The 25,630-nt window shown below is 37.3% G+C and carries 33 protein-coding genes; 9 read left to right on the forward strand and 24 right to left on the reverse strand.

What is annotated here, in order from left to right; genetic code table 11:
• Positions 1–43 precede the first annotated feature (43 nt).
• The 19 genes from CLU97_RS12335 to tpx form a co-directional block, all read right to left on the reverse strand.
• The gene (locus CLU97_RS12335; protein WP_121488190.1) at positions 44–502 is read right to left on the reverse strand and encodes an SRPBCC family protein; all 459 of its coding nucleotides are present in this window, start codon (positions 500–502) and stop codon (positions 44–46) included.
• Between the two features lie 25 nt (positions 503–527).
• Positions 528–956: an SRPBCC domain-containing protein gene (locus CLU97_RS12340; protein ID WP_121488191.1), complete on the reverse strand. Its 429-nt coding sequence runs from the start codon at positions 954–956 to the stop codon at positions 528–530.
• A 140-nt stretch (positions 957–1,096) separates the two neighbouring features.
• On the reverse strand, positions 1,097–1,930 hold the full coding sequence (locus CLU97_RS12345; protein WP_121488192.1) for an SDR family oxidoreductase: 834 nt from the start codon (positions 1,928–1,930) through the stop codon (positions 1,097–1,099).
• A 48-nt stretch (positions 1,931–1,978) separates the two neighbouring features.
• Positions 1,979–2,845, reverse strand: a complete 867-nt coding sequence (locus CLU97_RS12350) for a VOC family protein (RefSeq protein WP_121488193.1) — start codon at positions 2,843–2,845, stop codon at positions 1,979–1,981.
• A gap of 138 nt (positions 2,846–2,983) precedes the next feature.
• Positions 2,984–3,226, reverse strand: a complete 243-nt coding sequence (locus tag CLU97_RS12355; RefSeq protein WP_228437680.1) for a hypothetical protein — start codon at positions 3,224–3,226, stop codon at positions 2,984–2,986.
• Positions 3,227–3,263: 37 nt separating this feature from the next.
• Complete coding sequence (locus CLU97_RS12360; RefSeq protein WP_121488194.1) at positions 3,264–3,677, reverse strand: SRPBCC family protein; 414 nt, start codon at positions 3,675–3,677, stop codon at positions 3,264–3,266.
• Between the two features lie 78 nt (positions 3,678–3,755).
• Positions 3,756–4,187, reverse strand: a complete 432-nt coding sequence (locus tag CLU97_RS12365; RefSeq protein WP_121488195.1) for a VOC family protein — start codon at positions 4,185–4,187, stop codon at positions 3,756–3,758.
• An 89-nt stretch (positions 4,188–4,276) separates the two neighbouring features.
• Positions 4,277–5,053: an alpha/beta fold hydrolase gene (locus tag CLU97_RS12370; protein ID WP_121488196.1), complete on the reverse strand. Its 777-nt coding sequence runs from the start codon at positions 5,051–5,053 to the stop codon at positions 4,277–4,279.
• Between the two features lie 2 nt (positions 5,054–5,055).
• Positions 5,056–5,580 carry a DinB family protein gene (locus CLU97_RS12375; protein WP_121488197.1) on the reverse strand — a complete coding sequence of 175 codons (525 nt, stop codon included), beginning with the start codon at positions 5,578–5,580 and terminating at the stop codon, positions 5,056–5,058.
• A gap of 194 nt (positions 5,581–5,774) precedes the next feature.
• Positions 5,775–6,236 (reverse strand): hypothetical protein, encoded by a 462-nt coding sequence (locus tag CLU97_RS12380; protein ID WP_121489734.1) that lies wholly within the window; start codon positions 6,234–6,236, stop codon positions 5,775–5,777.
• Between the two features lie 25 nt (positions 6,237–6,261).
• Complete coding sequence (locus CLU97_RS12385; protein ID WP_121488198.1) at positions 6,262–6,672, reverse strand: VOC family protein; 411 nt, start codon at positions 6,670–6,672, stop codon at positions 6,262–6,264.
• Between the two features lie 35 nt (positions 6,673–6,707).
• Positions 6,708–7,115 (reverse strand): VOC family protein, encoded by a 408-nt coding sequence (locus CLU97_RS12390; RefSeq protein ID WP_121488199.1) that lies wholly within the window; start codon positions 7,113–7,115, stop codon positions 6,708–6,710.
• A gap of 77 nt (positions 7,116–7,192) precedes the next feature.
• Positions 7,193–7,783, reverse strand: a complete 591-nt coding sequence (locus CLU97_RS12395; RefSeq protein ID WP_121488200.1) for a Crp/Fnr family transcriptional regulator — start codon at positions 7,781–7,783, stop codon at positions 7,193–7,195.
• A gap of 244 nt (positions 7,784–8,027) precedes the next feature.
• Positions 8,028–9,242, reverse strand: a complete 1,215-nt coding sequence (locus tag CLU97_RS12400) for a DUF763 domain-containing protein (protein ID WP_121488201.1) — start codon at positions 9,240–9,242, stop codon at positions 8,028–8,030.
• Between the two features lie 83 nt (positions 9,243–9,325).
• Positions 9,326–10,456: an FAD-dependent oxidoreductase gene (locus CLU97_RS12405; protein WP_121488202.1), complete on the reverse strand. Its 1,131-nt coding sequence runs from the start codon at positions 10,454–10,456 to the stop codon at positions 9,326–9,328.
• Positions 10,457–10,503: 47 nt separating this feature from the next.
• Positions 10,504–11,337 carry a helix-turn-helix domain-containing protein gene (locus CLU97_RS12410; RefSeq protein ID WP_121488203.1) on the reverse strand — a complete coding sequence of 278 codons (834 nt, stop codon included), beginning with the start codon at positions 11,335–11,337 and terminating at the stop codon, positions 10,504–10,506.
• Positions 11,338–11,344: 7 nt separating this feature from the next.
• Positions 11,345–11,749 carry a glyoxalase superfamily protein gene (locus CLU97_RS12415; protein ID WP_121488204.1) on the reverse strand — a complete coding sequence of 135 codons (405 nt, stop codon included), beginning with the start codon at positions 11,747–11,749 and terminating at the stop codon, positions 11,345–11,347.
• Between the two features lie 11 nt (positions 11,750–11,760).
• The gene (locus CLU97_RS12420) at positions 11,761–12,108 is read right to left on the reverse strand and encodes a VOC family protein (protein ID WP_121488205.1); all 348 of its coding nucleotides are present in this window, start codon (positions 12,106–12,108) and stop codon (positions 11,761–11,763) included.
• 73 nt (positions 12,109–12,181) lie between these two features.
• Positions 12,182–12,682, reverse strand: a complete 501-nt coding sequence (gene tpx, locus CLU97_RS12425) for a thiol peroxidase (protein WP_121488206.1) — start codon at positions 12,680–12,682, stop codon at positions 12,182–12,184.
• 358 nt (positions 12,683–13,040) lie between these two features.
• Between tpx and CLU97_RS12430 the strand changes: the two genes are divergently transcribed.
• Positions 13,041–15,260, forward strand: a complete 2,220-nt coding sequence (locus tag CLU97_RS12430; protein ID WP_121488207.1) for an NADP-dependent isocitrate dehydrogenase — start codon at positions 13,041–13,043, stop codon at positions 15,258–15,260.
• A 163-nt stretch (positions 15,261–15,423) separates the two neighbouring features.
• Here the strand turns inward: CLU97_RS12430 and CLU97_RS12435 are convergent, their stop codons facing one another.
• Positions 15,424–15,783: a winged helix-turn-helix transcriptional regulator gene (locus tag CLU97_RS12435; protein ID WP_228437682.1), complete on the reverse strand. Its 360-nt coding sequence runs from the start codon at positions 15,781–15,783 to the stop codon at positions 15,424–15,426.
• A gap of 78 nt (positions 15,784–15,861) precedes the next feature.
• Here CLU97_RS12435 and CLU97_RS12440 point away from each other — a divergent pair, with 78 nt between their 5' ends.
• The 8 genes from CLU97_RS12440 (at position 15,862) to CLU97_RS12475 (ending at position 21,559) form a co-directional block, all read left to right on the forward strand.
• A complete protein-coding gene (locus CLU97_RS12440) occupies positions 15,862–16,608 on the forward strand; it encodes an SDR family oxidoreductase (RefSeq protein WP_183084562.1) in 747 nt (248 codons plus the stop codon).
• A gap of 172 nt (positions 16,609–16,780) precedes the next feature.
• A complete protein-coding gene (locus CLU97_RS24035; RefSeq protein ID WP_228437684.1) occupies positions 16,781–17,359 on the forward strand; it encodes a heme-binding domain-containing protein in 579 nt (192 codons plus the stop codon).
• Positions 17,356–17,754, forward strand: coding sequence for a cytochrome P460 family protein (locus CLU97_RS24040; RefSeq protein ID WP_262690094.1), 399 nt, complete (start codon positions 17,356–17,358; stop codon positions 17,752–17,754). The genes CLU97_RS24035 and CLU97_RS24040 overlap by 4 nt, the downstream gene beginning before the upstream one ends.
• Positions 17,751–18,194 carry a hypothetical protein gene (locus CLU97_RS12450; RefSeq protein WP_121488208.1) on the forward strand — a complete coding sequence of 148 codons (444 nt, stop codon included), beginning with the start codon at positions 17,751–17,753 and terminating at the stop codon, positions 18,192–18,194. The genes CLU97_RS24040 and CLU97_RS12450 overlap by 4 nt, the downstream gene beginning before the upstream one ends.
• An 80-nt stretch (positions 18,195–18,274) precedes the next feature.
• Entirely contained in the window at positions 18,275–19,288 is a 1,014-nt protein-coding gene (locus CLU97_RS12455; RefSeq protein ID WP_121488209.1) for a sensor histidine kinase, read from the forward strand.
• Complete coding sequence (locus tag CLU97_RS12460) at positions 19,269–20,027, forward strand: LytR/AlgR family response regulator transcription factor (RefSeq protein ID WP_121488210.1); 759 nt, start codon at positions 19,269–19,271, stop codon at positions 20,025–20,027. Before CLU97_RS12455 ends, CLU97_RS12460 begins: the two co-directional genes overlap by 20 nt.
• A 334-nt stretch (positions 20,028–20,361) precedes the next feature.
• A complete protein-coding gene (locus tag CLU97_RS12470) occupies positions 20,362–21,135 on the forward strand; it encodes a DUF1223 domain-containing protein (RefSeq protein ID WP_121488212.1) in 774 nt (257 codons plus the stop codon).
• A 22-nt stretch (positions 21,136–21,157) separates the two neighbouring features.
• Positions 21,158–21,559, forward strand: coding sequence for a DoxX family protein (locus CLU97_RS12475; RefSeq protein WP_121488213.1), 402 nt, complete (start codon positions 21,158–21,160; stop codon positions 21,557–21,559).
• A gap of 305 nt (positions 21,560–21,864) precedes the next feature.
• On the opposite strand, the gene CLU97_RS12480 is transcribed toward CLU97_RS12475, so the two are convergent.
• The 4 genes from CLU97_RS12480 to CLU97_RS12495 form a co-directional block, all read right to left on the reverse strand.
• Complete coding sequence (locus CLU97_RS12480; RefSeq protein ID WP_121488214.1) at positions 21,865–22,857, reverse strand: MBL fold metallo-hydrolase; 993 nt, start codon at positions 22,855–22,857, stop codon at positions 21,865–21,867.
• Positions 22,858–22,940: 83 nt separating this feature from the next.
• The gene (locus CLU97_RS12485) at positions 22,941–23,942 is read right to left on the reverse strand and encodes an aldo/keto reductase (RefSeq protein WP_121488215.1); all 1,002 of its coding nucleotides are present in this window, start codon (positions 23,940–23,942) and stop codon (positions 22,941–22,943) included.
• 86 nt (positions 23,943–24,028) lie between these two features.
• Entirely contained in the window at positions 24,029–24,934 is a 906-nt protein-coding gene (locus tag CLU97_RS12490; RefSeq protein ID WP_121488216.1) for a helix-turn-helix domain-containing protein, read from the reverse strand.
• A gap of 113 nt (positions 24,935–25,047) precedes the next feature.
• Entirely contained in the window at positions 25,048–25,497 is a 450-nt protein-coding gene (locus CLU97_RS12495; protein WP_121489736.1) for a hypothetical protein, read from the reverse strand.
• Positions 25,498–25,630 lie beyond the last annotated feature (133 nt).

Here is a 25,630-nt window from a genome sequence, read left to right on the forward strand (position 1 = left end):
TGAACGTTAAACTTTAAACCCTAAACTTTGAACTTTTAATTCTTTACACAGAGCCAAGGCTTATTCCTTCTGCAAGACTTTTTACGACCATTAATCCTTTCGTAAATCCTGTATTGAGATGATCTTGCCATTCTTTTTCAACCTGAACTTCCGTATGGAGTTTTGTTTTTCCGTCGAAATCTATCAGGAAATATTTTTCAAAGCTGCCACTCCATTCCATTACTTCTTTGCTCTGGGTATCCTCATGACCTTCTTTATCTACCATTCCCAGATGTTTGAAGACGATCTGATTAGGCTCATCCAGGCTGTCTATGGTTGAAACCATTCCTTCTCCCTGTGCATTCAGAAAATAGGTCTTGCCTCCTACTTTCCAGTCGGATTTCATGACAGATCCTGCACCGAAATACTTGGTCCATTCACTATATGTTTCAGGATTCCAAAGGATGTCCCAGACTTTCTGCATGGGAGCATCAATTACTGTTTCATATGATAAGGTTTCCATTTTCTTATTTTTTTAGTGGAATTATTTACAGTTGATTTTCCGAAAGGTGCTTCACAATTGACATTGCTTTCGGAAATTTCTCTTCAAAGAATTCTTTGAACTCTGCAGGCGTCTGAACTTCTGCTTTCAATAAAGTTCCTTCCTCATTTTCCTCAAGAAAATACGCTTCGGTAGCTTCTCCCCAGTCCTGAGGAACTTCAATGCCTTCATAAATTTCTCCCAGATGCAGAAATTTTATTTCTTCATAAGGAATCATTTTTTCTACTTTGCTGTACATCCCGTTGTTTTTGGGATCAAGAAATCTGATAATATTGTTCTCTTCCAGGGTTCCTTCATAAAAAGAACCGTCTGTAAAAGCTGTTGTCCATTGTCTATAGGTAATGTCTCCCCAAAGGACACTCCATACTTTTTCAGGTTCGGCATTGATTTCTATTTCGTATGATAATTTTTCCATATATTTTTTTTAAGGTATTAGGTTGTAGATAATAGGTTGCAGGTGATAGTGTTTGAGACTTTGAGGATTAGAGAGTTTTAGAGTAAGGGAGTATTGAACTGCAATTTTCTAACTTCTTATTTCTAATTTCTAGCTTCTATTTATCCTCCGACGAAATCACCTCCGTTAATGTGAATGATTTCTCCTGTGATATAACTTGCATCTTTGGAAGCGAGAAAAACATAGGCAGGAGCAACTTCTGATGGCTGCCCAGCACGTTTCAGCGGCGTATCTTTTCCAAATTTAGAAAGATCATCAAATGCTTCTTTTACAAGAGGAGTCCAAATAGGTCCCGGCGCAATTCCGTTAACCAGAATCTTTTTTTCTGCAAGATTATCAGCCAAAGAACGGATAAAAGACAATACAGCTCCTTTGGTAGCCGCATAATCAATTAAATGATCACTTCCCCGATAGGCTGTTACAGATGTTGTACAGATAATCCTTCCTTCTTTTTCAATGAGCGGAAGAAAATTTCTGGTGAAAGAAATCATAGAAATGATATTGGTATCAAATGTTTTCTGAATCTGCTCATCTGAGATTTTTTCCAGACTGCTTTTGGAAGTATGAATTCCTGCATTGTTGACAAGAATATCAATCTTTTTCCATGTTGCTTTAATCTTGTCTGCACATTTTGTTCTGAAAGCTTTTTTTGTAAGATCTCCTTTGATCAGCAGGCACTTTTGTCCTTCTTTTTCAACCAGCTTTTTAGTTTCTTTAGCGTCGTCATCACTTTCTTTATAAATGATGGCGATATCTGCTCCTTCTCTGGCAAAATGAACGGCAACAGCCTGTCCTATACCACTGTCTCCTCCGGAAATAACTGCTTTTTTTCCCTGAAGTTTTCGGCTTCCACGGTAATCATTCCGGATAATTTCCGGAAACAGACCTTCTTTAGGGACTTTTGATTTAGAGTCTGATTTGTTCTGTGTTTTCATAGGCAAATCTTTTTCCCTAAATCATATCAAACAATAAGCCGAAATGGATTAAGAATTATAAGCGTCTTCCAAATCCTGTATAATAATTTTCTGCATTTTCATCATTGCCTGTACTACTTTGTAAGCTTTTTCACGATCAGCATCGTTCATTAACTGAATGAGTCTTTTAGGCACAATCTGCCAGCTCATTCCGTATTTATCTTTCAGCCAGCCGCACATACTTTCTCTACCTCCATCTGCTGTGAAAGTATTCCAGTAATGATCGGTCTGCTCCTGATCATCCGTCATTACTACTAATGAAATCCCTTCGTTAAAATCAAACTGATGATCATAAGAATTATCCATGCAGAACAGGCTGTAACTGTCAATCGTAAAATGAGCATGCTGAACATTTTCTCCCGGTTCAGGGCTGTTATGGCCTTCACTTCCTGCTCCATAAGTTAATATATTTCCTATGTCTGAGTTGGGAAAAGTCTTTGTATAAAGTTCCATCGCTTCCTTTGCTTTTCCGTTATTCTGGTGAATAAACATCAACGTAGGAATTATTTTCTGTTCGCTTGCTTTTTCTCCTAAAAACAACTGCCATGTTACACCGTATTTATCCTGAACCCATCCGTATTTCGGGCTCCAAGAGTAAGATCCCAGCTCCATTAAAGCCATTCCGCCCTCCAATAGCTGATCCCAATATTTTTGAACCTCTTCTTCAGTTTCACAAATAACCATGAAAGAAATGGATGCATTTTTCTTGAACTGCGGACCTCCATTCAGAAGCATCAGTCTTTGGCCAAATAAGTCAACATTCATTACAACAGGGGTATCTGCTGTTATTTCACCTCCGAAAACTTTACAGTAAAATTCAGCAGACTGCTTAGCGTCTCCATCATACCAGAGACATGGGAAAATATCGTTATTCATAATTTTATATTTTAATAAGGGGACGAATTTATAATTTTAATTTCTCTATACAACAGCAAAACACATCTTATGCCTTTGCATTGAAACGATATTTTCCGTCTTAGTGCAAAGACACTGCAAAATATTCCAGTTGTATATTTAGTATGCTTCTTTAAAGCATACCTGATTTTCTTTCATGTAATTCTTCAGTTTCATCATTGCATTTTTACCGAAACCATGAAGCTGCATGATTTCTTTCTCGGAATAATCTGAAAGTTTTTCCAAAGAATTTATTTTTTCTTTTACCAAGGCTCTTCTTGCGGATATTGCAAGAACCCCATGAAGGAATTCTGCTTCCGAGTCATAATTAAAAGCATACATAGAATTTAAACTCTTTGACATGATAACTAGATTGATCATGGCTACAAAAAAAATATTGTTAATGATTCTCAACATACTTGTGGAAGTTGTTCAGAATAGCATACCAACCATCCCTCTGCATTTCCACAGAATTTTGTTTTTCCGGGTCGAAAATTTCAATGACTTTCGTTGTAGTTTCGTCTATTTTGTCGAAAATAATTTCTACTTTCCGCCCGTCCTCCATGTGATATTTAATAATCTCATGAGGAATTATTTCATCATATATGCCTTCAAAATCGAATCCGAAACTTTTGTCTTTCGCTTCCATTCTGTGTTTGAATTTGCCTCCTACCGTAAGATTATTTTCAGAACTAGGACACTGCCAGCTTTCATGGGCGAAATTCCATTTCGTGATGTGCTTTGGTTCATTGAAATAATTCCAAACCTTTTCCACCGGTGCTAAAATTGTAATGTCTATTTTAATTGGATCCATCGTTCTATTTTTTTAAAGGTTAAATAAAGAGCTGCCCAAAAATGGACATCTCTTTATTATCATTAGTTAAATATAAGATTATTTTGCATATTGTTCATTATAGTTCACCATCCAATGAACACCGTATTTGTCCTGAAAGCACCCAAAATAGTCTCCCCAGAACTGGTCTTCAATCGGCATTTCTACGTTTCCTCCAGCAGAAAGTTCTTTAAAAATTCTGTCTGCTTCGCTTCTGGAGTCAGGGAAAATGGAAACATAATTATTGTTTCCTACAGTAAGAGTCTGCCCAAAACCGGGTACAATATCGGATGCCATTAAAAGATCCCCTCCAACAGGCAAAGCAATGTGCATTACTCTGTTTTTTTCTTCTTCAGACAGGTTTTCTGTACCGGGAGCATTTCCCATTTTATGAATTCCTCCAACGAATTCACCACCGAAAACAGTTTTATAAAAATTGAACGCTTCCTCAGCTGTTCCGTCGAAATTTAGGTATGGATTTAATTTAGCCATGATTTTTAATTTTAAAGTTATTATTATAAGATATAGTTTCTACTGTTGATCCATTAAGGATTAATTAATTTAATATGAATTAAAAACGCTTAATGGTTTAAAAATTTTTCTACTTCCCTGGCGGTAAAGTCTATTAATTCGGTATCTATACTACCGTCAAAATCAGGCATCATATAAGTACCATGGGTTGCAGGAAGTATCATTAATCTTGAGTCTTTTACCAGGCGCCACATTGCTGTGGTATGTTCCGGTTTCATCACATCCTGATCTCCAGAGATGAATAATGTGGGAGATTGTATGGAAGCCAGTACCTCATCGTCCCAGTCTTCAAACGTCTGCATCCTTGTACAGTCTTTCTCAAAAAGGTTTTCCAGTTTTGAAAAATCCGGATTGAGATTTAAAAAATTGATTTTGAAAGGTTCCGGCATTGAATCGAAAGTGGCTTCCTGCATTCCTTCAAAAAAGCCGTCCATCATACCGCTCCTTTTGTAAAATGCTGAGGCAACAACAAGTTTTTCAACGATTTTAGGATGGCGATGGCCAATCTGCATTACGGTACTTCCTCCATTGCTGAATCCCCAGAATGAAGCTTTTTCAATGTTAAGCTCTGCGAGAAGTCCGGCTACATCGTCTGCATCCTGCTCGAATGTTTCCGGAATATCGCGGTGCTCACTGCGGCCGTGGTTTTGGAGATCAATTCCTATAAGCTGAAATTTCCCTTCCAGTCTCGCGATCACTTCTTTAAAATCAAAAAGGAAAGAAGAACCGCCTCCATGAATCAGAACCAGAGGCTTTCCTGATCCGTAGATCTCGTAATACAATTGGATTCCATTGACTTTTTTATAGCCTGTTTCTCTTGGATTCATTATTAATATTTAAGATTTTCGTCTACGTCATATTTCATTCCCGGATAGTCCAGAATTCTGCGCATTAAGCCTATTTGACCACATAAATAATCTTCACGGCCGATACACATTCCGACAAAATTGAGTTTTGTTTCTTTGATGAAAGGGATGTTCATTCCTATTTCAAATATTTCATCCAGTTCTTCATCGGTTACTTCATAAAGTTTTTCATATACTTTAGCGGAAATTGCGTGAAAATTTTCTTTCAATTCAACCAACGTTGGATATGTAAAGCTTTCATCCAGTGCTTTTCCCTGGAAAAACAGGTCGCTGTAAGGATCTTCTTCCCGAAGTCCAAGTACCCAGCCCAAGCCATAACGCATGTTGACAAAGTTTCCGGCCATCCATACAATGTGATTGGTTTTATTTTCAATTCTTTTCAAAGCATCTTCTTCCGAAATGCCGTCCAGAACATTTATAAAGCTTTGGGAATGCGTTCTGTAAGCCGGAATAACGAGCTCCATTTTTTTTGATTTTGGTGTGTTCATTTTTAATTAGAGATTAGAAGTTAGAGGTTAGTAGGTTGGAGAGACGCTAAGGCGCTAAGCATTTTACAAACTATGCTTTTTTAAGGCGCGAGGATTTTATCTTCGATAAAATTTCATTAACCTAAAAGATAATGCTAATATTTTAAGAGTATACTTGCCATTCTGGGCCAAGCGAAAAATCTAAAAATACAATGTTATTTTATAGCTCCCGGTTTTCCTAAGATTCTTCGGAGATACCCCAACTGCCCACTGTGGTAAATTTCATGAAGGCTGAGAGTGGATATATCTTTAACCATTTCTGGTTTGAAACTTTCAAGCGTATTAAGTTTTGCTTCCAGTTTATCCTGAGATTGTTTCAGATAAGATTGTAAATCCCCGAAGCGTATCAGTTTATCTTTGTGGTCCAAAGCAATTTCCCCTCTGTTGTAGAATGAGAATTTCTCACTGTCCCAAACGGATTCTTCACCAAGAATATTCAGTAAAGGATTTCTGATGTAGATTAAATGTCCAAGGATCCAGTTCATACAATTGGCTTCCCCATTGGGAAAAATCATAGATTCTTCATGGGTAATGCCCTCAATATTCGAAGTAATCACATAATAGGTACTTGCTACCTGATTTTTTATAATTTCTATATCGTTTGATTGTGTTTCCATATGAAATGTGTTGATGTGATAACTGTTATTCTGTAGGCATCTGAGAGGCATCTCCATGCATTACTTCCCACTGGTGACCGTTGAGATCTGCAAAACTGTTTTGATACATCCATCCGTAATCTACAGGCTCGCCATATCTGGAACCTCCGTTTTCGAGTGCTGTTTTTACCATATGATCAACTTCTTCACGACTGTTTACTCCAATCGCAAGCAGTACCTGTGTAGTGTCTCCTTTTGCAAAAGCTCTGTTGGTAAAAGTCTGGAAGAAGTCTTCTTTGAGAAACATGGTGTAGATATGATCTTTCTTCATCACCACACATATTGCTTTATCATTTGAAAACTGTTCGTTGATAGAAAAGCCAAGCTTAGTCCAGAATTCTCTTGTTTTTTGTACGTCTTTTACGGGTAAATTGACATAAATATCACTAATATTCATTTTGTAAATTTTGGTGTGATTTTTTTAGAATTAAATTATTCCGTCGGCATTTGAGACATATCTGCAAAAGTGATATTCCAGCCATGTCCGTCAAGATCCCAAAACGAATTTTGGTACATCCATCCGTAATCTTCAGGTTCTTCATGCTGCCACGCTCCGTTTTCTACGGCAGTGTTTACTACATTATCCACTTCTTCACGACTGTTCATCCCTACTGCAACAATTACCTGACTGGTATTTTCTTTGGCAACAGGTTTACTGGTGAAGGTCATAAAATAATCTTCCTGCAGAAACATGACATAACTTGTATCATTTAAAACAACACAGGCTGCTCTGTCATCTGAGAATTGCTCATTGATTGAAAAACCTACTTTCGTCCAGAAGTCTTTTGTTTTCTGTACATCTTTTACCGGAAGGTTCACATAAATTTGATTGACTTTCATTTTTTATAATTTTAGTATTAATTTCTTATCCAAAATTACCAAGGTGTAATGAAAATCAACTTGTCATAGGGCAAGATTTAATTTTTCTTAGGATGGGAAACAATTTCCTTACGAATACGACTCAGAGAGGTGTCCGTAACTCCCAGATAGGAAGCAATCTGTTTCAGAGGGGCAAATTGTATCACTTTAGATTTCTGCTCCAGCAAATTAAGGTATCTTCTGGTTGCGGAAAGGGTAAACATTTCTACAGATCTCTGTTTATAGGCAAAAAGCTCCTGAGACATCCATGATCTGCCCCATTCTCTGAGATTCGGGATTTTGTGGAAGAGCTCCTGAAAGGTATCATAATCCAGCCTCCAGCATTCACAGTCTGTAATACAAATGATATTTTCCTGTGAGGGAACTCTTTGAAACATGGATAAAACCTCAATAATTACCTCGTTTTCCGTGAAAAAATGGGTGGTTACTTCATTTCCGTTGAAATCATTTACGTAGGAACGTGCTAATCCGCTTTCGAGAATATAATATTCATTGGCTGTTTTTCCTTCTTCAAGAATGAAGTCACCTTTCTGGAATGATCTTTTTTCGTGAGCCTGGAATATTTCAGCAAGCTCTTCAGGGAAAAAAAAGGGAAAATCATAACATATTTCAAGGGCTTTGTTCGTCATTTGGTCAATTTTTTAAGTTTTTAAAAATAAAATTTTTAATTGAATTAAATGCAAAAAACATTAAACAAAGAATGTAATATCTTTATAAAAAGCCATGTATTACACTACAATAAATACTATTTCAAAGCCGATCATATTAAACAGTCATTTAAACCACCCCGTCAAAAATTTTTTTGAATTTTCGCCATCCCTCCAAATGATAGGAATAACTATTTGACAATAGCAGAACTGTCTGACTTTTATTTTAAAATAGGGAAAGCTGTATTGCTTTTGGAGGGTTATTGGGTTTTTGGGCATCCCCAAATACGGTTTTCCCACCAAAGCGCCATGAGTTTTGTCTTTCTTCTTCAATCACCTGCTGAATATCAAAATCCGGAGTAAAATCTTTCTCCGCATCAGTAACAATCTGGTGAAGTTTGTTCAAAGAATTCAGCTTATCAGAATTTCCCAGTCTGGACTTTTCAATTCCTTTTTTGAGAATGCTGATGCTTTCGTCATATGTATTGATCGGGACAGGGAAAGGGTGTCCGTCCTTGCCTCCATGAGCAAAGGAAAATCTTGCGGGATCGGCAAATCTGGATGGTGCTCCGTGAATCACTTCACTTACCAAAGCCAATGACTGCATGGTTCTTGGCCCTACTCCTTCCAGCATCAGTAAATCTTCGAAATTCTGAGGCTGCTGTTCTCTGGTAACATACAGAAGTGCTCCCAGACGTTTTAAATCTACATCTGAAGCCTGAACATCATGGTGGGCAGGAAGAATCAGCCTGGCAAAATCCTTCATCACTTCTGCCGAATCGGTATGGGAAATATCCAGAATTCCTTTTCTGTTTTCCGAAGCTTCGGTATCAGTTAAGTTAAGAATTCTTCCTCTCGAAATTCCATTGATTCCTGTGTGAGGCTTTTCTACAAATGAAGTGATGTTTTCAGAATGCCAGTGATAGCGTCTTGCTGTTCCGTCAGACTCATGCATTCCCTGCTGAATAACGCTCCAGTTTCCATTGTCTGAAAGAATAAAATTGTGCAAATACAGCTGATAACCATCCTGAATGGCTGTATTATCTACTTTCGCAGAAAGTTTGCTGGCTCTTACCAAATCGGTTCCGTTCAATCCGGTTTTATCTGCAATCTGGATCAGTTCTGATGGAGTTTCCCGGGAAAACTTTCCCTTACCACCACAGATATAAAGTCCCAGCGATTGAGAATTAGGGTTAATAGAGCGTTTTAAAGCACCCATAACGGAAGTGGTAATTCCTGAAGAATGCCAGTCCATCCCCATCACCGCTCCAAAGCTCTGAAACCAGAACGGATCTGCCAGTCGGCGCAGTACTTCATCCTTACCATAATCCATCAGAATGACTTCAATAATGGAAAGTCCCAGAACAGACATACGCTCATACAGCCATGGCGGTACTTTGCCATAGTGAAGGGGTAAATCTGCTGTTCCTGAACGTTTCATCCTGTTTTTAAAATGTAAAGGTAAGTTTTATTCATCTTACTATTCAATGATCCGGATCATTAATTATTTTGTTGAATCATCTATTAGCGAATAAGGCTTGTAAAAGAGAAGTTCACATCACGCATTTCCAGCTCATTTTTGCTGGATTCAAGCTGAGCTTCTTTGGCGTAGATCAACATTTCTTTTTCGTATGCATTAATGGATTCAGATATCGTTGGGTATTTTCCTTCTGTTAGGTTTTCTGATAAAATCAAAGCATCCAGCAATCCGGTATTTACGCCCTGCCCTGCAAAAGGAGGCATGAGATGTGCAGCATCACCAATCAATGTTACAGGCAAAGAACGATTATTTTTCCACGGTTTGTCTAATGGAATTTTTCTTGTTGGCAGCCCTACAAAAAATGAAGTTGAGTTAAATAGCTGCTGATAAAGCCCACTCCATGAAGAAAACCTTTCGGCAAGAAAGCGGCGGATCTGTTCTGTATTTTGAAAATCTAAAGTACACCCGTCTTCCCATTCTTCAGGCTTTTTGAATATAACTCCGTAAGTCATGGCACCGTTATTATAAGGATTGGCTACCAATAAATTACCTTCAAAAGCGGTCATTGGTCTTTTTCCGTCACACCAACTGAAAAATTCGGGACACGATTTTTCAGGCTGAGGAATATCTCCCTGAATGATAAAGGTTCCGGTCTCTTCCACTTCGGCTTCCGTGACGTATCTTCTTACTTTGGACATTCCTCCATTAGCTCCGATAACAAGATCAGCTGTCACAGCAGGTTTATCTTTAAAATGAAGCTGCCATCGACCATCATTCTCTTCCATTCCTATAAAATTCATATCCCAGATTATCGTATCATCTGCCAGACTCCCAAGCAGCATTTCTCTCAGATGATTTCTGTTAATTTCAGGATTGTCATGTTGGTTTTCCGGTGTGATTTCTTTTGTAAAAAGAGTATTTCCCTGTTCATCGGCAATTTTGATTCCCATGGGTAAGGCTGTAGCGTAATATTGATCCAACAGACCGGCTTGCTTCATTGCTTTTTGCCCTGATTCTTTGTGAAGATCCAATGTTCCGCCCCAGACTCTTGTCTGTGCATTCAGATCTCTTTCATAGACATTCACTTCAACACCTTTCTGCTGTAACAGAACAGCCATTGTTAAACCAACGGGGCCAGCGCCAATGATGGCGACTTTTTTATGATTCAGTACCATAATTTATCTCTATTTATTATGATACAAAATTCCGGAATACTGTTATATTATGCTTGTACAAATGCGACAAAATCATTGCTTAAGGCCTGCTTTCTTTTTTTGGATTCCCGTGCAAAAACGGCAGGTGTTGTACCACTGTAGCGTTTAAATTCTCTGCTTAAATGAGATTGATCAGTATATCCAAATTCCTGTGCAAGCTCAGCAATGGAAGCTTCAGGACTATTCCACAGACGGTTTCTTATCTGCTCAAAACGCATAATTCCGGAGACATCTTTTACAGTATGCCCAGAAGACTGTTTAAATTTTCTTTCCAATGTTCTGACAGTCGTATGTGCTGAATCCGCCACCTTATTGACAGAGATGGCTCCCTTATTTTTTCTCATAACAGCTCCGGCCTTTGAAAGAAGACTGTCTGTGGTGATGTGGGAATGTAATTTCAGAAAATAGTGCTCTACTTTAGTGATTGCCTCCTGTATTTTTCCTTGAATAATCAAATCATCCAATGCAGATTGAAGCTCTGCCAGAGGGTGTTTAAATGTATGAACTCCATTTTCTGTTTTTTCGGAGGAAAGCCCCAGTAAGTCAAAAACAGCCCATGGAAAACATCTGATTCCGATAATTTCCAGTTGATTTTGAGCATGAAAAAGAGCAGGCTGATTGAGCAGTCCCATGATAAACGGAGAAGGTAAAGCCTGTAAAATGCCTTGATTAGAAATACTGCATCCGCTTCCAAAGTGGAATATGATTTCGGCATAACCGTCCGGAAGCACTGTAAACTCAGACAATTCCTCTCCATAATCCCTGCTGTTGTACCAAAAACATTTGATGGTATCTTTTAGTTCTTCCGGGACTTCAAATTCCTGATGTATATTAGAAAACATATCTTAATCAATCGTGAGAATACAGTTTCAGATCTTTATGCTTTGCTTCGTCATATTCTTCTTCGAAGGTAATTTTATTTCCAAAAGGATCAATTACGGTAAAAGATACGGCTCCGTAAAACGTTTTTTCAAGACCAGGACGGTTGTACTTGTATTTCTTATCGATGAGTTCTTTGTGATATTCAGGAACTCCTTCACCCCAAACAGCAACCCTTGTTCCGGGTGTTCCGTCTCCGTGGTGTTCGCTTAAATGGAAAATGATATTTTCTCTTTTCACTTCCATATAAACGGGAGTGTTTTCATCAAAATAATGTTCCCAAACGATTTCAAACCCTAGCCAATCTACATAAAATTCTTTTGTTTTCTGATAATCGAAGATTCTTAATACGGGAATAATTCTATCTGCTTTCATTATATTTGTATTTATTGGTGAGACAGTATATTGATCAACTTCTGAAACGGATCTTTAACAAAAAATCTGCGGACTCCCCAGTCTTCATTGGTTAGATCATAGGTGATTTCAAAACCTGCATTTTTCATTTTGTGATAGACTTCGTCTACATTATCAACTTCAATGGAAAGGTCGGGAACTTTGGTATCATTTCCTCCCTGTTCGGCAAAGCTGATCTGAATTTTGGCTTCTTCATCATTCCCCAAAGTTTTTATCCAGCCATGATCCATCAAAACATCCAGTTCTAAAATATCCTGATAAAACTGATGGGCTCTGGAAAGATCATCGGTTTTAATATTGGCTACGATTCTTTTTACCATTTTATATTAGTTTTTTATTCAAAAAAAGCCTTGCAAAATTACTTACAAGGCTTCTTTACAAAAATTATTTTTATTATTTTAATGCAGCAAGAGCAGCATCATAATTAGGTTCATTAGCAATTTCAGGAACCTGCTCAGTGTAAACCACCTGGTTGTTTTCGTCTGTAACGATCACAGCACGGCTCAACAGACCTTTCAAAGGAGAATCTGTAATGGTCACTTCATAATCATCTCCAAAGCTGCTTCTGAAGTCTGAAAGTGTTTCTACGTTATTCAAACCTTCAGCAGCACAGAATCTTCCTAATGCGAATGGAAGATCTTTAGAAACATTGATTACCACTGTATTGTCAAGTTTTGAAGCCTCTTCATTGAATTTTCTGGAAGAAGCAGCACAAGTAGGAGTATCAATACTTGGGAAAATATTGAATACTTTTTTCTTTCCTGCAAAAGTTTCAAGCGTTTTTACCGCCAAACCTGAGTCTACCAATGCAAAGTCCTTTACTGTAGTTCCTACAGATGGCAATGTTCCTATTGTGTGTACTTCGTTTCCTTTTAAAGTGATTGTCGTGGACATAATATTTATTTTTTAAGTTTTTCAAATTTAATCAAAAAAGAAAATTTTCCCAGTCTTATTATGGTTAAATTAATCTTAAAGTGAAAATAAAAATCATTCATCTGATATTCAGTTTTTCAAACAAAAATTTTTCCAGATCAATGGTCTGAAGAAACGAAGATCTCTATACAGAAAAGCTCAATCTATAAAAATTATAAAATTGTTTTCAAATAAATGTAAACAGCACCGGAGCATAAATTGTACTGAGATACCATTAAAGATTCAAAAGCCTCTGTTTTTTTTGGAAATATCTTAAATAAAACAATGATATTTACTAAATTTGTGGGACTTAAAATTTCAAATAAAAAATAACAGTATAATGTCAGAAAAATCAAAAATCTATTACACTCTTACTGATGAAGCTCCAATGCTGGCTACTCACTCGTTTTTACCAATTGTAAAAGCTTTCACAAAATCAGCAGATATCGAAATTGCTGTTCCGGATATTTCTTTGGCAGGAAGAATTTTAGCAAACTTTCCTGAGTTTTTAAAAGACGACCAAAAAATTGGTGATGCTTTGGCAGAACTGGGACAATTGGCTACACAACCCGATGCTAACATCATTAAGTTACCTAACATTTCTGCTTCTGTACCTCAATTGGATGCAGCAATTGCTGAACTACAAGGTAAAGGTTTCGCAGTTCCAAACTATCCTGCAGAGCCTAAAAATGATGAAGAAAAGGCAATCAAAGCTAAATATGCCAAAGTATTAGGAAGTGCTGTAAACCCTGTATTAAGAGAAGGTAACTCTGACAGACGTGCTCCGAAAGCTGTTAAAAACTATGCAAAAGCAAACCCTCACAGAATGGGTAACTGGGCATCTGACAGCAAAACCGATGTAGCTCACATGAACAATGGCGATTTCTATGGTACAGAAACTTCTACAACTCTGGAAAACGCGACAAAATACAAAATCGTATTCAAAGGAAATGACGGTTCTGAATCTGTATTAAAAGACTTCGCAGGTCTTCAGGCTGGTGAGGTAATTGATTCTTCTGTAATGAACCTAAATGCATTAAAAGCATTCGTTCAGGAAGCTATTGAGGAAGCTAAGAAAAGAAATGTACTTCTTTCTGCTCACCTTAAAGCAACGATGATGAAAATCTCTGACCCAATCATTTTCGGGGCTATTGTTGAGACTTTCTTCAAAGAAGTATTTACTAAATATGCTGAGACTTTCAAGTCTTTAGACATCAATCCAAATAACGGTCTTGCTGATCTTTTTGATAAAATCAAAGGAAATGCTCAGGAAGCTGAGATCAAAGCTGATATTGAAGCTGCTTTGGCAAACGGACCTAGAGTGGCAATGGTAAATTCTGACAAAGGAATTACTAACTTCCACGTACCTTCTGACATCATTGTTGACGCATCTATGGCTGCTCTTGTAAGAGGCGGAGGTAAGATGTGGAACAAAGACGGTAACGAAGAAGATACAGTTTGTATCATCCCAGACCGTTCTTATGCAGGTTTCTATCAGTCTGTCATTGACGATATGAAAGCGCACGGAAAATTAGACCCTACCACTATGGGATCTGTTCCAAACGTTGGTCTAATGGCTCAAAAAGCTGAAGAATATGGCTCTCACGATAAAACTTTCCAATTAGCTGCTGACGGAACTGTAGAGGTTCAGGACGAGGCTGGAAACGTTCTTCTTTCTCAGAAAGTAGAAAAAGATGATATCTTCAGAATGTGCCAGACTAAAGATGCTCCTATCCAGGACTGGGTAAAATTAGCAGTTAACAGATCAAGATTATCTGATACTCCTGCTATCTTCTGGTTAGACAAAGGAAGAGCTCATGACAGAGAAATCATCAAAAAGGTAGAAAAATATCTTGCTGATCATGATACAACGGGTCTTGACATCAGAATCCTTGATGTAAAAGATGCAATGACTGAAACATTAAAAAGAGCAAGAGAAGGTAAAGATACGATCTCTGTTTCCGGAAACGTATTGAGAGATTATTTAACAGATCTTTTCCCAATCCTTGAGCTTGGTACTTCTGCAAAAATGCTTTCTATCGTTCCATTAATGAACGGTGGTGGTTTATTTGAAACAGGTGCCGGAGGTTCTGCTCCAAAACACGTTGAGCAATTCTTAGAAGAAGGATATTTAAGATGGGATTCTCTAGGTGAATTCCTGGCACTTCAGGCTTCTTTAGAGCACTTGGCACAAACTCAGGGGAATACAAAATCTCAGGTTTTAGCTGATGCATTGGATGAAGCGAATGCTAAATTCTTAGCTACAGATAAGTCTCCTGCAAGAAAAGTAGGTCAGATTGACAATAGAGGTTCTCACTTCTATTTGGCAATGTACTGGGCTGAAGCACTAGCTAACCAGACTGCTGATGCTGAATTGGCTAAACAATTTGCACCAATTGCACTGGCAATGCAGGAAAACGAAGAAGTAATCAATGCAGAATTAATTGGTGCTCAGGGTAAACCTCAAAACATTGAAGGGTATTACAAAACTGACACATACAAAACGTATGCAGCAATGAGACCTAGCACAGTTTTAAATGAAATCATTGACGGAATCTAATTTTTCGTTTTGATATAAATGAAAAGCTCCTTTTTTAAGGGGCTTTTTTTGTGGAACCACCCCGTCAAAAACTCTTTGAATTTTTGCCACCCCTCCAGAGGAGGGGAATACTGAGCACATATTTACTTATCAAGGTCAGCACATCCCTAATCCCTGCAACCTATCACCTATCTTCCACAATCACTCTCCTATGCTCTCTCCCCCAGTTGATCATTTCCATAATGATGTTTCCAAAAGTACGGCAGTATTCTGTGGGTTCATATTCTATTAAAACAGGAGTTTCCGGGTAAACGGTGCGTTTTACCAGTTTGTTCAGTTCCATATCTTTCAGTTCTTTGGAAAGCATTCTGGTGGTAATTCCGGGAATACTTCGTTCAATTTCCCTGAAGCGCCTGTTACCATTACATAGTGAGTTAATGACAGGAATCCGCCATTTCCCTCCGATAAAATAAAGAGTGTCTTGTAATGCTCTAAGTTCTTCTGTCTGATCTCTTTCCATAGTTGTAAAGTTAATTGATATCATGTAATATACTGGTATACTCTGTGATACTGATTACAAAAGTATACCATTTTGAAATAACTTTGTCAAAAAAATTTTACAATGAAAAAATTAACCCATAAACTGGCTATTGTAACAGGCGGAAACAGCGGAATTGGATTTGCTGCAGCCAAAGAACTTATTTCAGAAGGAGCAACCGTCATTATCACTGGAAGACGAAAAGAAGTTGTAGAAAATGCGGCTCAGGAACTTGGAGCCATTCCTTTTATTGCAGATCAGGCTAATCTTGATGATATTGATCTGCTAAAGAAAGAGGTAGAGAAAAAATTTGGAAAAGTAGATATTCTGTTCATCAATGCCGGCATTACAGGAACCCTGACACCTATTGAAAATATGGATGTAGAAAATTTTGATCAGGTGATGGATATTAATTTCAGAGGGGCTTATTTTACGTTAAGCAAATTCATTCCTTTATTAAATGAAGGAGCTTCTGTTATTTTTTTATCTTCTATTGTTGCTTCTACCTATAAACCCAATAGTTCAGCGTATCAGGCAAGCAAAGCAGCTTTGAATTCGATTGCAAAAACAGCAGCAGCAGAATTAGCTCCAAGAAAAATCAGAGTCAATATGATAAGTCCGGGTCCTATAAAAACCGAAATCATGAGTAAGGCCGGACTGGATGAAGAGACATTAAAGAATATTCAAAATCATCTCATAGATCAGATTCCAATGAAAAAAATGGGAACCGCTGAAGAAGTCGCCAAGCTGGTTACTTATTTATCAGATAATGAATCTTCAGGTTATGTCACCGGAACTGAGATTGTGATAGATGGCGGTATGACATTATAAGAAATCAATTCCAACAAGTCCCGGTAGTGCAGCTATCGGGATTTTTCTTGTGTATTTTCAGGGATAAAAATTCCGGATTCGCCTCTTGATTTGTCCAGGTCAGTCTGTTTTCCATTTTACAGCATTCAATACCTACCTACTTTTAGATCAGAAAATAAAAAACAGTACTCATATGGACACCACAAAGAAAAAAAGAAATCCCATTGCCATTGTGTTTCTGGCTATACTAGGAATTTTCGGAGGATTGCAGTTATTCAGTCAGCCATTGGAAGGAAAGAAGGTTACAGGAAAAATTGAGGCACCAAAGGAAGTGATCAGTATCCTTGAAAATTCATGCTTCAACTGCCATTCAAACCAACAAAATTTAAGCTGGTATGATCAGATTGCTCCAGTTTCCTGGGCTGTGAATAAAGATATTAAAAGAGCCAGAGAAGTTTTGAATTTTTCAGAATGGGAAAAGTTATCTCCAGCTGAATATCAGGGAAAAATGTACGCTATTCTCAATATGATGCAAAGTGGAAAAATGCCTCTTCATGAATATACGCTTCTGCATCCTTCAGCGAAAATTAATCAAAAAGATATTGAAATCATTAGAAAATACACGCTTTCATTATCCTCAGTAGAGCCATCAGCACAAAAAAGATGGAAGCACATCAGACTGTATCAACTCAGGCATCAGCAAAACTTCCGGTTTCACCGAACGGAGTTCAATACACCCCTGATTTCAAAAACTGGAAAGTCATCAGTATGAGTACACTTTTTGACAATTCCATCCGTGTGATCTATGGAAATGATATTGCTGTAAAAGCAGTGGAAACGGAAAATTTTCATCCCTGGCCGGACGGAAGCATTATAGTGAAATCTGTATGGAAACAGCAAGAGCTGCCCAATGGCGAAATCAGACCCGGAAAATTTATCAATGCACAGTTTATGGTAAAGGATTCCAAGCAATATAAAGATACTGAAGGCTGGGGATTTGCTAAGTTTTCAGGAGACGAACTTCACCCTACAGGAAAAACATCATCATTTGCGAAAGAATCATGCATTGCCTGTCACAGACAGTTAGCTGAAAAAACAGGCTATCTGTTTGATGTTCCGATGAAAGTAAACACTCAAAGATTAATCCAAAATTTACAGAAAAAATGAAAAATACAATCTTCGTCCTATTGGTAAGCCTTGTTTCTTTTACCGCCTGCAACAAAGAAAATAATAATCAAGATAAGGGTCTTATGAGAGCTGTTTTTGATCCGGGGAATCTTAAATTCATTTCAACCTCTTTAAATCCTAAGAAAGAAATGATGTCGGCTTTATACGGAAATGAAAAAGCACTGGAATCTTTATCCAAAGAAAATCAGACACCGGAAGCTGGTACGGTGATGAAACTGGTTACCTGGAAATACCATGATAATCCTCAATATATTGGCGGAACCATCACCGGAGAATTGGTAAGTATTGAAACTGTTCAAGCCGATCATCTTGGAAAGATTTCCTATGATATAAAAAATAATCTGGCACAAAACAGTTCTCCTGATAAAGAAGAAAGAGTACACTATTTTATGAGCTACCGCCCTGTAAGCAGGCCTTAATAAAAAACTACCGCTTCACTATCTATCATAATATTTTCAATAAAAAAGATTAATTTAACCTTTTCAAATCAGCAGATTTCATGCAACAGCAAAAAATAAAAATTTCACAAGCCATTATCTGGATAAGCTCCATTTTCCTGGGCATTTTATCATCCGTACCTCAGCTTGCATCCCATCAGTTCGACTGGAAAGAAGCCCTGGTCAACTCTGGGATTACAGCAGCATTTTCGGTCATTATGTGGTACATTAATATTTATATGCTGAACCGCACGAAAAAACGAAGACAGCATATTTCCTATTCAAGATTGATGGTGGTACTCGCTTTTGGGATGATAATTATGTTTGGGCTGGCATGGATTCAGCAACTGATTCTCTCCCAGATTAATTTTGGGCCGGTAATGCTGATGATTGAAGTAAGGGGAATTTTGATCAATCTGGTGTGCTATATGTTTCTTAACCTGCTTCAGCATAATTATACGGGACAACAGGTGCAGCTTGAGCTGGAAAAGGTAAAAAGTGATAATCTTGGGGCTCAGTATGAATTATTAAAGCAGCAGATCAATCCACATTTCCTTTTCAACAGCCTGAATACTTTAAAAATGATGGCAGAAACGCGTGATGGAGAAACAGTAGATTTTGTTGTAAAACTTTCTGATTTCTACAGATTTACGCTCGAAAGCAGAAAATTAGACCTGATCAGCGTTCAGGAAGAAATGAAAATAGTAGATGCTTATCTTTTTCTTCAAAAAGCCCGTTTTGGTGATGGAATTATGTTTACCAATCAGCTGGAAAAGGAAATCGGTTCTACGCTTATTCCCCCTTTTACGCTTCAGCTTTTAGTGGAAAATTGTATCAAGCACAATATCGTTTCGCAAAGCAAACCTTTACATATTAAAATTTATACGGCAGACGATCATATTGTGATTGAAAATCCTATCCAGCGAAAGGTAAATCCTGAAGATTCTTTGGGGGTTGGACTTGATAATATTAAAATGCGCTATAAACATCTGCTGGAAAAGGATATTATCATTAATTCGGACGAAAAAACATTTCAGATAAAACTACCATTAATTCATGAATATCATCATTATTGAAGACGAATTCAGGGCTGCAAAATCCCTTCAGAATTTAATCTCAGACTTAAAACCAGACTCAAAAATACTTGGTGTTTACGACAGTATTGAAACAAGTATTGAAGGCTTACAGGAGATAAAACCCGATCTTATTTTTATGGACATCCATCTTTCGGACGGACTTTCCTTTGAAATTTTCAAATCGATAGAAATTACCTGCCCTGTGGTTTTTTGTACTGCTTTTGATCAGTATATGCTGGATGCTTTTAAGAGTAAAGGGGTTGATTATGTTTTAAAACCATTCTCAAAAGAAGATATTGCGGAAGCGCTGCGAAAGGTAGACGAATTGAAAAAATTCTTCCAGAAAAATGATCTTCCGGATTTGGAATCCATCATCCAGAAAATGAATCAGCCTTCGGGTAAAAGCAGTTTTTTAGTTTTTAAAAATCAAAAATATACAACGATTCCTACAGAAGATATTGCCTATTTTTATATCCATAATGAGATTACCCATCTCGTTACGTTTGCCAAAGAGCAGTTTCCTCTTACCCAACCTTTGGGACAGGTGGCAGAACAGGTTTCTGACAAGCAGTTCTTCAGGGTTAACCGGCAATATCTTGTTAATTTCAAAGCAATTAAGGAAATGGAACATTATTTTCAGCGCAAAATACTGGTAAAACTCACCATAGAAACTCCCGAAAAACTTCTTATCAATAAAGAAAAGACACATAGTTTCTTTACGTGGCTGGAGGATAGATGATGTAAGGAAGCTGGAGGCTGGGTGCTTGAAGTACTTTACAGCCAATGCGATTTATGAATGTCTTTTTTAAATAAATTATAGCCCTGATTGATATGATCAGGGTTCTTTTATTTCTTATTGGATTGTATCAATTTATTAAGCTCTTTCCTGCATTTAAAAGACAAACCCTATTACCTTCGGTGCTCCAGAAACTTCCAGCTTCCAGCCTCCTTCTTCCAGCCAAAACATACTTCCCCTCACAATTTCCGGGTTCACCTTTCAATTTGTCCGGTTGAGCCATTTTTACATTCTTTTGCTTCTCCGGAGTATCTACTTTTGAATCAAATTAAAAGACATGATACTAAAAAACTTAATCACAGTAAGCGCTTTTACCGCATTATTATTTGCTACCTCAGCATTTATTTATCAAAATAAAGATCAAAAGACCATACAGCATTCAACTGATGGAAACAATGGTTTCGCGGTGTTGGAGCTTTTCACTTCAGAAGGCTGTTCCAGCTGTCCTCCGGCGGATGAACTGATGGGAAAAATTGAAAAAGAATATAAAGACCAGCCTGTTTATCTTCTCTCCTATCACGTAGATTACTGGAACCGTATTGGATGGAAAGACAGATTCAGTACTGCGGCAAATTCACAGCGACAACAACAATACAGCCGTATATTGAATTCACAGGTTTATACCCCACAACTGGTAGTGAACGGAAAGGCGGAATTTGTAGGTTCTGATGAAAACTCAATCAAAAATGCCATACAGGAAGCCTTATTCATTTCTAAAAAGAACAACATAGAATTATCGGCAGCTGTTTCTCAGAATACAGTTGATGTTCATTACAAAACATCTTCAGATCCTAAGAATATGCTTCTCATTAACTTAGTTGAAAAACATTCTTCTACCCAGGTGGAAAAAGGTGAAAATGAAGGGAGGCTTCTTCATCACTGGCAGATTGTTCATCAACAGAATTCAATCTCATTGAATAAGCAACCGGAAGGAACAACAACTTTCAAACTTCCTGAAGGTTTTTCACCAGAGAACTGGGAAATTATAGCTTTTGTTCAAAATACAAAAACAGGAATGATCTCAGAATCTTCAAAAACAGTTTTTAAATAAATACAATCAATCATCTCTAAAAATGAAAACAAAAACAACAAAAACAACAAAAATCATCTACTGGGCGGGCGTTATTTTTATGTCATTATGGTTTGGAGCAAGTGGCTTTTTTGAGCTGACAAAAAATCCGGTTGTGTGGAATATTACTCAACAGCTAGGTTATCCGTCTCATTTCATTTATATATTGGGCGTTTTTAAAATTTCGGGAGTTCTGGTTCTTCTGATTCCCAATAGGCTATTGAGACTAAAAGAATGGGTGTTTGCGGGAATGTTTTTTGATATTCTATTTGCCTTCTTCTCAAAAATTGCAGTGCTTGGTTTTCCGGCTACGGTAGATGCTATAATTGCTTTTTCTGTTCTTTCGGTGACGTATCTGATGTTCAGAAAGCTTTATTCTCCGGAATTGATATATGGAGAAGCTTAATGTTTATCAAACGCTAATTTTTTCTTATGTTGAAACAGTTCCTCCCATTGTCCGGGAGAAGCTGTTGTTTTATATGTTTGGTCTAAGTTCTTTGTGAAAGCGGACTAAAGTCCGCTGCTATTGATTGGGTTATGGGTATGATTGATTATTCTGTTTAACCACCCCGTCAAAAATTCAAAGAATTTTTGCCACCCCTCCAAGGGAGGGGAATATGGAGCGCATATTTATTAATTAAAGCACCACATCCCTAATCCCTAATCCCTAATCCCTGCTACCTAACACCTCTCACCTGCCATCTGTTTCATCTAATTCATAAAACTTTCGGGAAACCATTCAAATGCTCCTGATTTTGTTTTTGTGAAGCCCAGACCTGGCCATGGTAAGTGATACGCAAATGCTCTGGTTTTAGTATCTGCCAGCTGTTTCAGAAGTTCTTTCCTTGAAGCAGTAGCAAGATCCAGATCGGTGTCTCCAAAATACCCCCATTCAGGATGTGGAAAAAGGATTACATCAGAATGAATCAAATCTGCAATATAAATGAGCTTTTCATTTCCTGAAGTGATTGTTGTAACCGTTAAACCGGGAGTGTGGCCGGGAGCTAGCCGGAAACTAAAATAATCATACAATGGATTATTAAGGTCATAATATTTCAGTTTAGGCTGAATGGTTTTCAGGATATTCTGCACTGCAGGGATAATCTGATTGAGAAATTCAGGTTGTGCTTTCAGCGCGCTGTTGCTAAAGTCCTTGATGGAAGCTTTCATCCAGAAATCGTGTTCTATTTTAGAGATAAAAATATCTGCATTGGGGAAAATAAGCTTATTTTGTTTATCTACAACTCCCCCAATGTGGTCAGGATGGGCATGAGAGATAAAAACATCGGTAATATCTTTGGCGGAAAATCCTGCTTTTTGAAGACTTTTTAATAAAAACCCGGTTCTTTGATCGGCAAAAATACCCATTCCGGTATCAAATAAGATAAGTTTATTCTTTGCTTTAACCAATAGAATATTCATTGCCATATCAATATAATTATCTGGTCTGAAATTATCTTTGAGGATGGTTTTCAATTCTAAAACGGTTCCTCTGGGGGCAAATGAGTTCAGATTCTGTTCATGAATATATCCGTCTGTGAGCACGAAAAGTTCCAGTTCTCCCAATTTTAATTTTTTAAAACCGGAAAGATCTTCCTCTGTTTTTTCAGATAGTGTTTTGCTTTCGCCCATTAAACCGGAAAAAGGGATCATACTGAATGCGCCTACCAACAATCCGTTCTTTAATAGTTCTCGTCTATTCATAGCGTAGCTATTTTTATTTTAAATATAAAAAACAAAAAGCTGAGTTCCTATTATCAGAAACCCAGCTTTTGTATAAATAATTCTTAGTTATTGACCAATTTCATTGAACCTTCAGTATATCTTTCTCCTACATTCGGGTATTTTTTCAGAATAGCATCAATGGTTTCCAGATCGGATTGGGTAAGATCTATGTTGACCGCTGCAATATTTTCTTCCAGATATTTGATTCTTTTGGTACCAGGAATCGGGATGATATCATCTCCCTGATTCAATACCCAGGCCAGTGCCAGCTGAGTTCCTTTTACTCCTTTAGAAGCAGCCAATTCATTGATTTCATTCGCCAGTTTGGTATTATTTTCAAGATACTCCTGCTGATAGCGCGGTAATGATTTTCTGAAATCGTCATCACCAAGGTTTTGAGCATCATAAATATTGGTAAAAAGCCCTCTTGCCAATGGTGAATAAGGCACTAAAGAAATTCCAAGTTCTCTGATGGTTGATAAAATTTCTTTTTCAACATCTTTTGTAAGGATAGAATATTCTGACTGTAATGCAGCAATAGGATGAATTTTGTTCGCTTTTCTGATAGATTCCGCCGAAGCTTCAGATAATCCGATATATTTCACTTTTCCGGCTTTTACCAGCTCTGCCATAGCACCTACAGTTTCTTCTACAGGTACGTTTGGATCTACTCTGTGAGCATAGTAGAGGTCAATAGTATCTATTTTTAATCTTTGAAGGCTTAAATCTACTGCCTGTCTGATCCATTCCGGAGAACCGTCAAAATAAGTTCCGGGAGCTCCGCTGTGGCTTGCTTTACCATCTTTAAACCTAAATCCGAATTTGGTCGCAATAAAAATTTTGTCCCTGTTTGGTACTAAAACTTTAGAAATTAATTTTTCATTTTCTCCGTTGGCATACATATCTGCCGTGTCCCAGAAGTTAACCCCTAAATCTAATGCCCGGTGAAGGGTATTAATGCTTTCCTGCTCATCGGCAGGTCCATAAGCAAAGCTCATTCCCATACATCCTAAACCGATTGCTGATAACTGTTCTTCTGTGTTTCCTAATTTTTTAAATTTCATGATAGGTATGATTTAATTTTATATGACAAAATTAGAACATCCCGAAACCAGCCACGATATAGAATTCAAACTAAGAATTATAAAATTCAAACAATATCCATTCTTAGAGCATTAGGAGTAATTCCGGTTTGTTTTTTAAAGTAATTGGTAAAATAAGCGGGTTCTTCAAATCCTAATCCATAAGCGATTTCAGAAATGTTCCAGTCTGTATGTTTCAGTAAAGCATTGGCTTCCTGAATAATCCTTCCGGTAATCTGCTGGCTGGTTGTTTTCCCGGTAATTTCTTTTACGGAACGGTTTAAAGAATTTACATGAATGGAAAGGCTCTGGGCATAATCATTGGGAGTTTTCAATTTCAAAAAAGCTTCAGGACTGTCGATAGGAAACTGTCTTTCCAACAGTTCCATAAATAAGGAAGCAACTCTTTGTGAAGCATTTTGATAGGGTTCAAAGCTGTCTGCCGGCTGCATTCTCATGGTTTCATGAATCATCAGATGAAGGTAAGCTCTCAGCATATCATATTTGTGAATATACTCAGACTGAATTTCCGTCATCATTTTGGTATAAATCTCAGACAGTATTTTCTGCTGCTCTTCATCTATAAAGAAAACCGGAGTTCCTCCAATCTTGAAAAGCGGAGAATCCTGCAGGTTTCCCATACGGGTTCCATTGTGCAGAAACTGATCTGTAAACAGGCAGAACCAGCCTTTCTGATCTTCATCATCCGCCTCCCAGGAATAAGGAATAATAGGATTGGAAAACAATAATGCGGGACGGTCTACTTTGATCCATTTATCTGCATAATGAAGTTTTCCTTTTCCTATGATCAGTGAAATTTTATAATAATCTCTCCTGCTGTAAGGGGTAAGGGGAGAACAATATTCTCTTGAAAACACATTAAAATGTCCCATTTTATTAACTCCAATACACTGCGATGCCAGATTGGGAGCATTTCTTTCATAAAAACCCTGAAGTGATTCGTGTGATTCCATAGATCAAAGTTATAAAATTCAAACAAAACAAATCAAATAATTATAATAACTGAAAAAATAAAATAGCCGACAAAAGATGCCAGCCATTTAAAAATGATATCATTGATCATGGATTAATCCCAATCATCATGACCATGATGTTTATTTTGCTTTTTATAGTATTTCTCCTGATTTTTATAATATTTTTCCTGTTGTTTACGGTATTTTTTATAGTCGTTCTTATTTCTACCATAAACAATTACCGGGTTTTGACCTCTGTAATATTTCTTTTTAAAGATAATATACTTCTCTCTCCCCATGATTCTTTCCAACTCAGAATAACGGTCTCCTCGCCATCTTCCCGGATCTACCACATATACTCTGTTCCAGGTATCATAATCACGGTATCTGTCATTCAAAACATAAATCTGGTTAGCCTGAGTTGTAGAAAGCAACAGATCAGCAACTACTCTTTGCCAGTTAAGATCTGAAATACTCCTTCTGTAATCATTATAATAATCTGACTGGGCATAGCTTAGACTAAAGGTCCCTATCAAAAATGCTGTTAATAATAACTTTTTCATTTCATTCCTCTTTAAATTAAACATCAAGAAATAGTCAATTAAAGTGCCAATTATTAATTACAAATCCCAATATTTGTTAATAAAAACTATAAATGATTGATTATGTTTGAATTATTTACTTTTTATTTATTAA

It is taken from the genome of Chryseobacterium sp. 7 (assembly GCF_003663845.1).
Taxonomy (GTDB): domain Bacteria; phylum Bacteroidota; class Bacteroidia; order Flavobacteriales; family Weeksellaceae; genus Chryseobacterium.